General features: G+C 43.2%; 12 protein-coding genes. 9 read left to right on the forward strand and 3 right to left on the reverse strand.

Annotated features, from left to right (window positions below):
- Window positions 1-144: 144 nt before the first annotated feature.
- Window positions 145-2541 (reverse strand): serine/threonine-protein kinase, encoded by a 2397-nt coding sequence (locus LAY57_RS32685; protein ID WP_249071360.1) that lies wholly within the window; start codon window positions 2539-2541, stop codon window positions 145-147.
- A gap of 1302 nt (window positions 2542-3843) precedes the next feature.
- Between LAY57_RS32685 and labA the strand changes: the two genes are divergently transcribed.
- The 4 genes from labA to LAY57_RS32705 all read left to right on the forward strand — a co-directional run bounded on the left by labA (window position 3844) and on the right by LAY57_RS32705 (window position 6885).
- The gene (labA, locus tag LAY57_RS32690) at window positions 3844-4362 is read left to right on the forward strand and encodes a low amplitude/bright protein LabA (RefSeq protein ID WP_249071361.1); all 519 of its coding nucleotides are present in this window, start codon (window positions 3844-3846) and stop codon (window positions 4360-4362) included.
- Between the two features lie 90 nt (window positions 4363-4452).
- Complete coding sequence (locus LAY57_RS32695) at window positions 4453-6060, forward strand: 2-isopropylmalate synthase (protein ID WP_249071362.1); 1608 nt, start codon at window positions 4453-4455, stop codon at window positions 6058-6060.
- A gap of 190 nt (window positions 6061-6250) precedes the next feature.
- Window positions 6251-6553: an antitoxin family protein gene (locus LAY57_RS32700; protein ID WP_249071363.1), complete on the forward strand. Its 303-nt coding sequence runs from the start codon at window positions 6251-6253 to the stop codon at window positions 6551-6553.
- Complete coding sequence (locus LAY57_RS32705) at window positions 6547-6885, forward strand: type II toxin-antitoxin system VapC family toxin (RefSeq protein WP_249071364.1); 339 nt, start codon at window positions 6547-6549, stop codon at window positions 6883-6885. Before LAY57_RS32700 ends, LAY57_RS32705 begins: the two co-directional genes overlap by 7 nt.
- Window positions 6886-7048: 163 nt before the next feature.
- Here LAY57_RS32705 and LAY57_RS36740 read toward each other — a convergent pair whose 3' ends face one another.
- Window positions 7049-7357: a Ycf66 family protein gene (locus tag LAY57_RS36740; protein ID WP_420839174.1), complete on the reverse strand. Its 309-nt coding sequence runs from the start codon at window positions 7355-7357 to the stop codon at window positions 7049-7051.
- A gap of 298 nt (window positions 7358-7655) precedes the next feature.
- On the opposite strand from LAY57_RS36740, the gene LAY57_RS32710 reads away from it, so the two are divergent.
- From LAY57_RS32710 to LAY57_RS32725, 4 genes are read left to right on the forward strand one after another with little or no spacing between them, the layout of a single operon-like run.
- Window positions 7656-8573 carry a hypothetical protein gene (locus LAY57_RS32710; protein ID WP_249071365.1) on the forward strand — a complete coding sequence of 306 codons (918 nt, stop codon included), beginning with the start codon at window positions 7656-7658 and terminating at the stop codon, window positions 8571-8573.
- Between the two features lie 60 nt (window positions 8574-8633).
- Entirely contained in the window at window positions 8634-9620 is a 987-nt protein-coding gene (locus tag LAY57_RS32715) for a GUN4 domain-containing protein (RefSeq protein WP_249071366.1), read from the forward strand.
- Window positions 9621-9672: 52 nt separating this feature from the next.
- On the forward strand, window positions 9673-10206 hold the full coding sequence (locus LAY57_RS32720; RefSeq protein ID WP_249071367.1) for a hypothetical protein: 534 nt from the start codon (window positions 9673-9675) through the stop codon (window positions 10204-10206).
- A 20-nt stretch (window positions 10207-10226) separates the two neighbouring features.
- The gene (locus LAY57_RS32725; protein WP_249071368.1) at window positions 10227-11669 is read left to right on the forward strand and encodes a RecQ family ATP-dependent DNA helicase; all 1443 of its coding nucleotides are present in this window, start codon (window positions 10227-10229) and stop codon (window positions 11667-11669) included.
- A gap of 109 nt (window positions 11670-11778) precedes the next feature.
- Here LAY57_RS32725 and pheS read toward each other — a convergent pair whose 3' ends face one another.
- Window positions 11779-12783, reverse strand: a complete 1005-nt coding sequence (gene pheS, locus LAY57_RS32730) for a phenylalanine--tRNA ligase subunit alpha (RefSeq protein WP_249071369.1) — start codon at window positions 12781-12783, stop codon at window positions 11779-11781.
- A 347-nt stretch (window positions 12784-13130) separates the two neighbouring features.
- Between pheS and surE the strand changes: the two genes are divergently transcribed.
- Window positions 13131-13937 carry a 5'/3'-nucleotidase SurE gene (gene surE / locus LAY57_RS32735; RefSeq protein WP_249071370.1) on the forward strand — a complete coding sequence of 269 codons (807 nt, stop codon included), beginning with the start codon at window positions 13131-13133 and terminating at the stop codon, window positions 13935-13937.
- The last annotated feature ends 81 nt before the right edge of the window (window positions 13938-14018 follow it).

Raw genomic sequence — 14018 nt, forward strand, 5'->3', positions numbered from 1 at the left:
TCCCTTACTTCGTCAAGCTTTTTCCTCTTCCCTCTTCCCTAGTCCCTAGCAAGAAAGCCCCTAGTCCCTAGCTATAAATTATCGCTTTCAGATGACCAATCTTAAAGGTAAGATTTCCTGCTATAAAAGTCGAATTTTACTACTCTAATTCTTGTATCCTTCAGTCTCTTCCAAAGGATAAAGGGTTTCAGATTCTTCTAACCAGGCTTTTGTAGGAGTGTCATATTCCTCTGAAGATATGCTATCGATCGGCTGAGGGGTCAAAGACAAAGAATCACTATAATAAAATTGGGTTAACTTTAGCAGTGCTTCTCTGACTTCTGATGCAGATTGATATCGCTGATGAAAGTCGTATAGCACCATTTTGCTGATAATTACCGCCAGTTCAGGTCTGATTTGTGTCTTATGTTTCCAGAGGATTTCTTCCGTTTTAATGTCTTGCTGTAACTGATTTGGTGATAGTCCGGTCAGGGCTTTAATGGCAGTTATTCCGACTGCATAAATGTCACTATTTGGTCGTGGACGACCGGCGGATTGTTCGGGAGGGGCATAACCTTGGGTGCCAATTCCTACTGTAAAGCGACTTTGACTGTCACTTTCAAGCAGTTGTGTGTTAATTTCTTTGACGGCACCAAAGTCAATCAGCACAAGTTTGTTGTCTGACTCTCTTCTAATGATGTTGTTGGGTTTGATATCTCGGTGGATGACACTGTGACTGTGGACAAATTCTAAGATTTCTAATAGTTCCAGCATCATCAGGATAACTTGGGCTTCGGGGAGTTGTTTGCCTAGTAGTAATTCGTGTTCTAGAGAATGGCCTGCAATAAATTCTTGGACTATATAAAATTGGTCGCCTTCTTCAAAGTAGGCAAGAAGCTGAGGGATTTGTTTGTGTTGACCTAGTTTTTCTAGTGCTTCTGCTTCTCTGGGAAATAAGCGTCTGGCGAGTTCCAAGTGTTTGGGATCGTTGGTGGCAGGTTTGAGATGTTTGACAACGCACAAAGGTTTGCCGGGGCGCTGACTGTCTTGGGCTATATAGGTTTCGCCAAATCCTCCGGCACCCAAAACTTTGATAATTTGGTAGCGGTTACCAATTATTTTGTTGGATGTGTCTGTGTTTTGGATGGGGAGTAAGTCTTGTAGGTCGTCCTGTTGGCTGAGAATTTCTTGAACAATTGGTGAAGTTGCATAGCGCTTTAAGATCTGGCGTAGTTCTAGTTTTTTGATTTTTTGACTGGCTGCTTCGGTTGTGAGGTAGGAGAAGCCGCTCAGGACGATCGCTATTACTGGTACTGCTGTGGGCCAAATTAGCTGACTGTAAATAAAGGTGAAGTAGCTAATGCTTCCCCACGCTAAGGCGATTCCCATTGCCCAAGCGAAACGATTTAAGGCTAGTTTTTTGCGGCCCAAGAAAACTCCGATGCCCAGAACTCCCGCGAAGACTAAGAAACCTCGGATGGGTGAGTTGGGAATTGCTTGTCGGATCGCTTTACCCTGCATTAAGGTGGCGATCGCATTGGCATGAATTTCAATGCCTGACATCGGCTGAGAATATATCCAGCTTTGGGAAAAGGGTGCTTTATGAAAATCGTTCAACTCGCTGGCAGTTGGCCCGATCAACACAATTTTGTCTTTGAACTGTTCTCGAACGGTGTTCCAGCTACCAGGATCTAGCACATACCAGAAGGGAATGGCCTTAAATGTGCCAGGAGAACCGTAGAAGTAAAGATGATCTCCTTGAGGTTGCGGATAACTTAAGCGAGCTGCTTGCAGCGCCGCCTTATCAAAATCAAAGGAAGGTATTTTTAGTTGCAAGGAATCATAACCCTGCATCTCACTTTTGTATTTCTCTGGTAATACCTTTGTGTATTCGGTGGCAAAGCGATGAATTTTGCCATCGGGCTCAAGCAGGTAATTAACCGAGCCAATAGACATTGGTTCTGTCCACAAGCCGGAGTGAGGCGACGCCAGCTTGGTTGAGGAGCCTTGCCGCGTCTCGATCTCTTCGTACCAAGCGGCTAAAGTCACACGACCCGCATAGCGCTGTAACGTCTGTCGTAACCGATCGTCGTCTGCGGCTCCATCGCGGCTTTTTGTATCAAACACAACGTCCACGGCAACAGAACGCGCCCCTGCTGCCATCAGGCGATCGATAACTTGGGCGTAGGCGGCTCTTTTCCAAGGCCATCCTTTCAGCGGCTCCAAGTAAGCATATTTTTTGGGATCTGTTGGATAAATTTCTCTGCCTTGGAGCAAAGAATCATCGTCGATTGCCAAGATTACGATGTCGTTTGGAGGTGCAATTGGCCCCCGGAGTTCAAAAAACAGGGTTTGCGTGTTGTATTCTATCTTTTGAACCAGTCTCGAATTGGCAGCTGTAGCTAGTCCTGCGGCCAATGCCCAAACCCCGATCAGGATATGGCTTAAGCGAGCCAGACGCTTATACTGGCCAGCCGATGCCGTCGATTTCGTTGTTCTGTTGGCACGAGTCGCAGCAGAAGTCTGTCGGTTCGTTGTGGGCAATGAGGGTTCTGATGCCATAAGCTGCCTCGAAAATTAAATTAAGCACCTAAGTGTATGTCTGGAACGCTTTACCTTACATCCACCCAGGTATGGGGTAGTCGATCGGATGGTTTGAGAGGGTCATGGGTAAAATAAACCTACCGCCTACCTACTACCGTTGCATTGAAATAAATATTGAGTTATTCTACTAGGGGCTTCGGGCCTAGCTGGGATGAGAGGCTTGTGAAGTTGCCCATGTCGGAAAAAAAACGGCTGCCTTGAGTAGGCGAGCTTTTGGGCGCCCAGAGCGATCGAACTCTGATTTCCAAGGACACCACCTCTCTGGACTGGAGCCCCTGTATTTCGGCTACTGTAGATGCAATGCAATTCAATCTTATCCCTAAAATATTTCCCCCTGTAGGCTGCGGGTAAACTGGTAACTCGATTTAAAGACCATTATTCGACCGTAACTGTATCAACGGCATAGGCGAATCGCGATCGTGCAGCCGATTCTTGACCTGCACGCACTTTCTGTCCTAACCTGATCTAATCCCACTTTCTGTGCTTGTCTATCCTGGATGTAAACCAAATTGCCGATGTGTACGTAATGATTGGTTGAGTTATAGCAACCGCTCTCGTCGGTTAGGACAACTCCAACTCTTAGTTCTCACCTTTCATTTTTTACTCAGTAACCCTTTTCTCTCTTCCCTCAACCCTAGCCCCTAGCCCTAGCTATATCAGTGCTTTGAGTCATTTATGCACCTGAAGATACTGTGATACTAAGACTAAGCACAGACGGCTCAAAAAGCCAGACAAGACCCCCTGTTATCCCAGGTCTGTACGTGAAGCTAGTAAACTGCTTTAATAAAAGCTAACATGGCAAACTCTCCTTTTGACATTCGCTATCATTTACGAAAATCGATCGGTAATTTGTCATTTTTGTCAAGTTACTTCCTGGGTAAGCTGAAGCTAGCCCAGGCAGTAGTCGTTAATGGGAGCAGAATGCCGATAATGCTTTATCGAAGCTACCCCAAGGGTAGATGATATTCTAAGTAAATACGTCTAAAGGAGGAAAAGGAACAAAGGTATGGCTAACTAGCCTTCAAATAACTTAACTTTGAAGGTACATTAAAAAAATATCGTTAGTCCACTGCCAAACCCGTCAAAGTCTAGGAGGCCAAGGAAACTCAATTAATATAGACAATTTCATCGCTTGAAAAAGTTTATCTAAAGGCTTGACAAACAAGTAAAATAAAGGTTATTGGCTTTGTTAAAGCAGAATTTGCTATAATTGAGTATTCCAATTAAATTCTTTTCAACTACTTTTAGGTCTAAGTTTCTATGGCTTACTCAATGAACCGTCTTTCTATTTTTGTAGACGGGAACAATATGTTCTACGCACAACAAAAAAACGGCTGGTTTTTTGATCCGCGAAGAGTTTTGCAATACTTCACTAGCGAACCAGATACAACGTTGGTAAATGCGTTTTGGTACACCGGCTTAAAAGACCCGCAGGATCAGCGGGGATTCCGGGATGCTTTGATTAGTCTGGGTTACACCGTTCGCACGAAGATTCTCAAAGAATACTATGACGATAGTTCGGGTCGATACTCACAAAAAGCGAATTTAGATATTGAAATCGTAGTTGATATGTTCAACACGGTAGATCAATATGATAAGGTCGTGCTGTTCAGTGGCGATGGTGATTTTGAACGCGCCATTGAACTTTTACGTTCTAAAAATACGCATATTACAGTGGTTTCAACGGAAGGAATGATTGCGAGGGAACTACGAAATGCCACCGATCGCTATATTGACCTGAATGATATTCGCGAACACATCGAGAAAATTGACTATTAGTTGTCAAAACCAAAATACCTAGTTCCGCTAGGCAAAAGTCACTCATTCAAAAATCCTTCGTTCATTTTTCCAAAGTCAGGTAATCCTGTTATGAAAACTCAAACAGACCGCATAATTATTTTCGATACCACGCTCCGAGATGGCGAACAGTGTCCCGGAGCGACCCTGAATGTAGACGAGAAGCTGATCATAGCGCGGCAGTTGGCTCGTCTGGGAGTTGATGTGATTGAAGCGGGGTTTGCCTATGCTAGCCCTGGAGATTTTGAGGCAGTGCAGAAGATTGCCCAGACAGTAGGGACAGAAGATGGCCCAATTATCTGTAGTTTGGCAAGGGCCATCAAAGCAGACATTAAAGCAGCAGCAGAAGCGATAAAACCAGCGGCAAAAGGCAGAATTCACACCTTTATTTCTACTTCGGATATTCACTTGGAATATCAATTGAGGAAAACGCGGACAGAGGTATTGGCGATCGCAGAAGAAATGGTCACCTATGCCAAATCCTTCATCGATGATGTAGAATTCTCCCCAATGGATGCCGCACGCTCCGAGCCAGAATTTCTTTACCAAGTATTAGAGCGGACAATAGCAGCTGGTGCCACAACTGTCAATATTCCCGATACCGTTGGTTACATGACTCCCAGCGAATTTGGGGATTTGATTCGCGGCATTAAGGAAAACGTTCCCAATATCGATAAGGCGGTTATTTCTGTTCACGGTCACAACGATTTGGGATTGGCTGTTGCTAACTTCCTCGAAGCCGTGAAGAATGGCGCAAGGCAGTTAGAATGCACGATCAACGGCATTGGCGAACGTGCTGGGAATGCCTCCCTGGAAGAATTGGTGATGGCACTTCACGTGCGGCGGCAGTACTATAATCCCTTCTTGGGACGTAGCGTTGAGTCAGAAGAACCGCTAACGAATATTGATACGCGCCAGATTTATAAGACTTCTCGTTTAGTTTCTAACTTGACGGGAATGTTGGTGCAACCAAATAAAGCCATTGTCGGAGCGAATGCTTTTGCACACGAATCTGGGATTCACCAAGATGGTGTGCTGAAGAATAAGCTGACCTACGAAATTATGGATGCACAATTGGTTGGTTTGACAAACAATCAAATTGTGCTAGGCAAACATTCCGGTCGCCATGCTTTTGGCGCACGCCTGAAAGAGTTGGGATTTGAACTTTCAGATACCGATTTAAATAAGGCATTCGTCAAGTTCAAAGATGTAGCGGATAAGAAGAAAGAAATTTCTGATTGGGATTTGGAAGCGATCGTTAATGACGAAATTCAACAAGCTCCAGAACTTTTCCGCGTAGAATTGGTACAGGTTTCTTGTGGTAGCAACGCTTGTCCGACAGCAACGGTAACGTTGAGAACGCCAGAAGGTGAGGAACTGACTGATGCTGCGATCGGCACTGGGCCAGTAGATGCCGTTTACAAGGCAATTAACCGCGTAGTGAATGTGCCTAATCAGCTAATTGAATTTTCCGTACAGTCAGTAACAGCGGGAATTGATGCGATTGGGGAAGTAACAATTCGCTTGAAACATGAAGAGCGAATTTTCGCGGGTCACTCTGCTAATACGGATATCATCGTCGCTTCCGCTCAAGCTTATGTGAATGCGCTGAATCGTCTCTATGCAGCGTTGCAGAGGAAAGACGAAAATTCGGCTACTGCTGTGGGTAAGGGAGTGTAAATAAAAAACCCGGTTTCTCAGAGAAACCGGGTTTCTTAGCTTTGTAGGTTGGGTTGAGGTACGAAACTAGGGCAAATGCGTTGGGTTTCGCTTCACAAGGGCCAAACCTACAAAGAAATGGTGAAGGTATTGTCAGAGAAACCGGGTTTCTGATTATTAAAATAGTTTTAGTTATTTAAATACCAAAATCATGTCTGAAATTATTATTGCGGTTTACGAAAACGGCGTTTTGCACCCCATAAATCCTGTATCTTTGAGTGAAGGTCAAAGCGTGCGACTGCAAGTTGTGCCAGAAGTTGCTTCGGAAGAGCCAAAAAATGAGCTAGAGGAGGCGCTTGGGTCACTCGTTGACCAAGGAAAGATAAGTATTTCACCGAAACGCGGTCAAATCGATCGGGCCGAACTAGCACAGCGTCAAAAAACTAGAAAACTGGTAAAAATCGAGGGTAAGCCTCTTTCAGAAACAATTATCGAGGATCGCGGCCCGTGGTAAATGCCTATTTTCTCGATACCAGCGCTTTGGTAAAACGCTATGTTGCTGAAACGGGAAGCAATTGGATTAAATCCATTACCGATTCGGCGACAGGCAATGATGTAGCTATTGCTCAGATAACTTGGGTGGAGGTACTCAGCGCTCTGTCTCGTCGCCGACGGGAAGGGAGTCTGTCTGTCGATGATTTTGACTTAGTTTTGCAAGGCTTTCGCGAAGACTTCGAGAACCAATACCGAGTCATCGAAGTCGATCGAATGCTGATTGAAATTGCGGGTCAATTGGTCATTCAATATCCGTTACGCGCCTATGATGCTGTCCAATTGGCATCATAGGCGCGTCCAATCTTTTTTCGCTACAATGCCGGATATTGAATTGATTTTTGTTACTGCGGACGATCGGCTCATCAATATTGCCGAGACAGAAGGATTGGTGACCGATCATCCTAATAATTATCCTTGAACGATCGCCAAAAAACTCTACAAAGTGAAACCAATTTCATCTATTTCTGCTGAACGTCATCAACAGCTCTTTAATACTAATGTAAATTACTAACACTGTTTGGAAAAATTGTCCGAATTGCATAATTGGATCGAAGCGCCAGCCATACACAATTAGGATTGGGCTAATGATTAAGAAGAAAAATGGAAAAACTATTGCTTGAATTACATATATAAGCCGAGATGAATCATTTATATTTGTGGTACGTCTAAATATAAGAGTTAATACTAATATTATATAAACTATGCCCCATAGTAAATATATTATCCCACACAAACTTGCTAAATTAAAATTTACATTTATCATGTTCGATCGCCTTATTTAGATAAAAAAGTACAAGTTTAATATTATCATAAATTTAAACAATATTCATTAAACTTTACCGATTGTACGATCGTTCGTATGTTTGCCGGAAAAATAATCCGGATCTCTTTCAATATCTTCTCTACAGGTAAGATCTTGTCCTTGACAGTACGATCGAACTTTAACAATCTTTATATTCTTTATTGAGTCGTAATTAAATTTTAGACTAATTTACAGCCAAAAGTGGTAAAATATGAGATGGATATGCAAGACGACTGCATCTGTCAAAGGGTGGATAAAAATGTTGGGATGGATATTTGGCGGCTATGTCAAAAAATTAGAACGTGCGGCTAATGATGTTTCATGTAATTTTGTAAAAGCTAGCGGAGAAGAAATAGATCGCTTGTTTGATGAGCGATTATCCCCTTTGGCTGATAAGTTAGACTATATAGCTCAACAAAGAATTAAAGAATCTAGATTAGAAATTGAAGAGTTAGAAAATAAAACGAAAGCTGATATTGAGTCTTTGCTGGCTCAGGCTGATGAGAAAGCAAGGCAAAATTTGGAAAAAATTGATTTGCTGCGGCAAGAAACTTTGGCAGATGTAAGAGCAACTCTTAGTCAAACAGATGCTTATTTAGAAAATCGGATTAACCAAATTTCGCTGGCGGTAATGGAAGCACTGGAATTTACTAATTATAGAGTTGATAAAGCTTTATTGAAAGTTAAGGATTTGGAAAATAAATTGTTTGTAGATGCGAATTATTTAGTAGATAAGTTAATTCGGGAAATTGACGAAGTTTTAGAAGGTAAAATTGAGAAAGTTAATACAATTTTACAAAGATATTTAGATCATGCTTTGCCCGGGCCATTTGATAAATGTAAACGGCGACTTAATATACATTGGAAATTTGGTAATCAAATTTCTGATATAGATCTCTATCGATTAGCGGAATGTTATGAATTGAGTAAATTAGATGAGAATACACCTATTGAGAAGGTAGTAGAGATTTACGGACAATTGCAATTAAATGCGGCTAGGATGGCGGCGTTAGTGCGAAATGCGCCTATATTGAAAAGAATTGCTGTGGATGATTGGCTTAAATATGGAGTGCTTTCGGAGTTTTGGTATGATACTTTCAAAGCGTATGATTCTAATGTTCCGATGCTGAAGCCTTCAATAAGACAAGCATTGTTAACCGATAGTAATGACAATTAGTTAGATAGGTTTCGGTAAGGGGTTCTTAAAATTTTATTAGGTTTGTTAGGGGTGAAGATAATGAAAACTGGTAGTGATGACTGGAAAACGCCATTGGGTGTATATGAAAGATCGATCGCTGAATTACGACGAACACGCGAAGAAATTCAGGCAGAAATGCAAAACCTCAGACAGATGCAAGTTTCTCTAGGGGAACTCTCAAATCTGAAAACAGAATTAGAAAATTCTCAGGTAAAGATAGAAAGCCTCAAAGCAGATTTAGAAAAAACCAAAGGTGCACTTCTAATTACTCAAAAAATTGCCAGCGATGCTCAACATCGAGTTGCGGACGCGGAAAGAGAGGCTAATTCTGCTCATAAAGAACTAGAAAATTTGAAACAGCTTATGAATAATAACCAAAATAGCAATCCTCAACTTATTGAAATTGTCAGTAAACTGCAAGATCAATTAGCTAAATTACCGCTAATTAATACCGCATCTAGTCAAGAGGATGATTTTAAAAGTCAGATTATTCAGTCTATTTCAGATTTGCGAGCGCAAGTCTCTAAATTATCAGATGAATTGATGCTAGTTTCCCCTGTAACAGGTAAAGATTACACCCAATTGCGAAATTTATTAGCACATAGAGAGTGGAGAAAAGCCGATGAGGAAACGCTAAAATTTATGGTTAAGATCTCTAATAGAAACAGAGATGGTTGGCGCTGGCTAGATCGAGGAGAAATAGAGCAATTTCCCTGGCAAGATCTTCGCATTATTAACAGGCTTTGGGTAGAATACAGTAATGGACGTTTTGGTTTTAGCGTTCAAAAGCAAATATGGCAGAATATAAATGTAGCAAATAACAATAATTTTGAGGTGGAGAATACTTTAGGCGATCGCGTTGGCTGGCGCGTCAACAATAACTGGATTAAATATGATGAATTAACTTTCGATATCATTGCATCTGAAGGACATTTACCATCTACTGTTCATATTTTAGGAGTTGATAAGGGAAGAGTAGAAGATAGAGTAAGGCTTCTTTTATCCCGTCGAGAATTACAAATATAAATTCCTAACTTTCAACAAACATTTATTTTTTCGTACAAAGAGGTTAGTGGCGATGAGTAAACCTGGTGCTGATGATTGGAAAACTCCTTTGGGTGTATATGAAAGAGCGATCGCAGAATTACGGCGAACTCGCGAAGATAATCAGGCAGAATTTCAAAACATGAAAGCGGGTTTTCAGAGTTATCAGAGAGAAATAGACGCGCTGAAGCAGGAGCTTAAAGCTACAAGAGAGAGTCTTATAATTACCCAAAAAGTTGCTGATGAGGCTCAGGCTAAAGTGATTACTGCGGAAAGTGTTGCTGATGGTGTCCAAACAGAATTACAGGCTCTTAAAGCAGAGTTTCAGGCTACTAAGGAGTGCCTCGCCATTACCCAAAAAGTTGCTGATGAGGCTCAGGCTAAAGTCGCTACTGTGGAAAGCGTTGCTAATGCCGCCCAAACAGAATTACAGGCTGTTAAAGCAGAGTTTAAGACTACAAAAGATTCTGTTACAACTATATATGATAGTGCTAATAATCTCCCCCTTGAAGAGCTAATGTGGCTCAAACGAAACTACAGTTTATTAAAGCGAATGTTCGGACGATAATCCAAAATCCAAAATCCAAAATGCTTTATTATGATCCCACATCAGCGAATCAAGTTCGCGCCGCCTTCCAAAAAATTTGGGGATATGATGATTTTCGTCCACCGCAAGGGGAAATTATTCGCACTTTGCTGTCACAACGGGATGCGATGATTATCATGCCTACGGGTGGGGGAAAGTCGATTTGCTTTCAACTGCCAGCACTATTGCAAACGGGGTTAACGCTGGTGATTTCGCCGTTAGTGGCGTTGATGGAAAATCAGGTGCAAGAATTGCGTGAGCGAAAATTGCCAGCGGCGTTACTGCATAGCGAATTACCATCTCAGGAACGGAAACAAACCCTTCTTGCTTTGGAACAACAAAAGTTAAGATTGTTGTATGTATCGCCAGAAACTTTACTAAGTCCGCCAGTGTGGGAAAAGTTGTGTCAACCGCAGTTAATGATTAACGGGTTGATTTTGGATGAGGCGCATTGTTTGGTACAGTGGGGTGATACGTTTCGTCCTGCTTATCGGCGTTTGGGTGCGGTACGATCGGCCCTCCTTAAATCTAAACCACCGGGAACTAAAATTGCGATCGCAGCTTTCACCGCCACCGCCGACCCCACAGCCCAAAAAACTATCCAGCAAGTCTTACAATTACAACAGCCAGAAGTCTTTCGCCTCAACCCTTATCGCCAAAATCTCCACCTCAAAATTCAAATTGCTTGGACACCACGCGGACGCAAGCAAAGATTGCTAAAGTTTATTCAGGCAAGACCGCAACAAGATGGTTTAGTTTATGTTCGCACTAGGCGAGATAGTGAAAATTTAGTTGTCTGGTTAAAAGAGAAAGGTTATAATATAGCAGCTTATCATGCAGGGCTGAGTCCAGACCAACGTCGGAGTATTGAAGCAGATTGGATTTCTGGGAAAATTCCTTTTGTGGTTTGCACTTCTGCATTCGGTATGGGTATCAATAAACCGGATGTCCGTTGGGTAATTCACTTTCATCCCACATTGCTGCTATCCGAATATGTCCAGGAAATTGGACGTGCGGGTAGAGACGGCAAACCATCTGATGCTTTATTATTGATGAGTGAGCCAACTGGGTGGTTAGATTCAGAGGATAAGCAACGTCAGAAGTTTTTTGAAGATAAAGTGCGATCGCAACAACGAGAAGCCCAGCAGCTAATTCGCAAACTACCTCCCAAAGGAGAAATCAATACAATAGCCCGTCAGTTCCCCGAAGGGACGACAGCTTTATCTCTACTGCATAGCACAGGTCAGCTAGAATGGCAAGACCCATTTAATTATATCATTCAGAAGCAGGCGCAAACCCAAGATTCGACACAATTCAATGCCGTACAGCAGATGAATCGCTACCTGAAAACCCGCGAGTGTCGCTGGCAATTTTTGTTACGCGCCTTTGGCTTTGGGGTAGAAGCAGAAAATATGCGCTGCGGACACTGCGATAACTGCAAATAATTTCAGATTTCAGATTTCAGATTTACTTAAATTTGCAATCTCAAATCTGAAATCTTAAATTTCCCTCTTCCCTAGCCCCTAGCCCCTAGCCCCTAGCCCCTAGCCCCTCTCAAAATTGTCGCAAGAAGCGCAAATCGCTGCTGTACAAACGACGAATATCATCGATTTGGTGAAGAACCATCGCCACTCTCTCTACACCAAAACCGGCAGCAAATCCAGTATAAACTTCCGGGTCGTAACCTACAGCCTTCAGCACATTTGGATCGATCGTACCACAACCCATGATTTCCAGCCATTTGCCTTTCCACTGCATATCCACCTCTGCGGATGGTTCGGTGAAAGGAAAATAACTAGCGCGAAAACGAATCGGCATTTCTTCGCCGAACATCTGTTGCAAAAATACTTTAATTGTGCCTTTAAGGTCTGCGAACGTCAGCCCCTCATCAACTGCAAAAAATTCTACCTGGTGGAAGACAGCCGCGTGAGTGGCATCTACCGTATCTCGCCGATAACAGCGCCCCGGTGCTATAACCCTAACAGGTGGGTCATTTTCTTCCATGTAGCGAATCTGGATGTTTGAGGTATGAGTTCGCAGCAGATTCCCATCGGGCAGGTAGATGGTATCCTGCATATCGCGGGCTGGGTGGTCTGGCAGGAAGTTCAGCGCCTCAAAATTATAGTAGTCGGTTTCCATTTCTGGCCCCGTGGCTACGGTGTAACCCAGTCCGACGAAAATATCTATCGCCCGATCCATTGTGCTGTTGAGGGGATGCACCCGACCTTGGGGACGGTAGACTGGGGGCATGGTGACATCCAGAGTTTCTGCTTCCAGCTGGGCTTGGATTTGCACTGCTTGCAAGGCTGACCGTTTTTTATCCAGGGCAGTTTGCAGGGCTTCCTTGACTTCGTTGGCTAATGCCCCAATGCGAGGACGTTCATCTGGCGATAATTTGCCCAAACCTCCCAATACCTGGGACAATTGACCTTTCTTCCCCAGGTAGGCTACTCTGAGTTCTTCTACACGGGGAAGAGTTTCGGCAGATGCGATCGCATTTTGCGCGTCTTGTTTGAGGGCTGTTAGTTTTGCCTCTAAATCGTTCGGCTGATTCGTCATTCGATTTTGGATTCTAGGATTTTCGATTTTGGATTCACCCCACGGATGAATCCGGCTGGCGATCGGACCAATAATTTCTTGGTTATGCTAATGAGTGTGAACTACTCCAACTAACCTAATTTTCTTCTGGGTACGTAGTTGCGCTAAAGCGCAACTACGTACCTTAATGATATAACTAGCAACTTACTTTACTATATAATTTTTGTGGTGCAAGCCAAATATGGTAGAAACAAACGATTCGCCCATCCCACAAAAGTAGTTTAGGGTCAGATCCGTTAACCACAAATCTCTCACAATCAAAGTGGCGGGATTATTGAAAATGTCAGGATTGCAGAGTATTTGATTTGATGAAATTACTGATAAGTAACGATGACGGTATTTTTTCCGCAGGTATCCGCGCTTTAGCGAACGCCTTGGCAGAAGTGGGGCATGATGTCAGTGTAGTTTGTCCCGATCGAGAGCGATCGGCAACGGGACATGGTTTAACTCTTCACGACCCCATCCGCGCTGAAGTGGTAGAATCGATTTTCCATCCCTCTATCAAGGCTTGGGCTTGTTCGGGAACTCCTTCTGATTGCGTAAAATTGGGACTGTGGGCTTTGCTGGATAGTCCCCCAGATTATGTGATCTCCGGTATCAACCAAGGATCGAATTTAGGTACTGATATCCTTTACTCCGGCACGGTTTCAGCAGCGATGGAAGGTGTGATTGAGGGTATTCCCGGTATTGCTTTTAGTCTTACCAGTTTCGCCTGCCGAGATTTTGAACCGGCGGCTAAGTTTGCTTGTATGCTACTGGAACAGTTGGCGCAACAGCCTTTACCTCAGTTGATGTTGCTGAATGTGAATGTGCCGCCGGTGAAGTGGGATGCTCTAGCAGGTGTTACCATTACTCGTCAAGGGGTTCGTCGCTATTTCGATGTGTTTGAAAAACGGGTCGATCCCCGTGGCAAAACTTACTATTGGTTAACTGGAGAATTAAAGGAGGATTTAGAACCACAAACGCAACCCCATCTACCATCCGACATTCCCACTGACGTGAAAGCAATTCGCGACAATTACATTACTATAACTCCTTTGCAGTATGACCTTACTTGTGGAGTTGGTCTGAATAACTTACAGGAATGGCACTTGAATTTCCCGAAAATGGGATAGCTAGTGGTCAGTGGTCAGTGGTCAGTGGTCAGTTGTCAGTGGTCAGTTGTCAGTTGTCAGTGGTCAGTGGTCAGTTGTCAG

The organism is Argonema antarcticum A004/B2 (assembly GCF_023333585.1).
Classification (GTDB): domain Bacteria; phylum Cyanobacteriota; class Cyanobacteriia; order Cyanobacteriales; family Aerosakkonemataceae; genus Argonema; species Argonema antarcticum.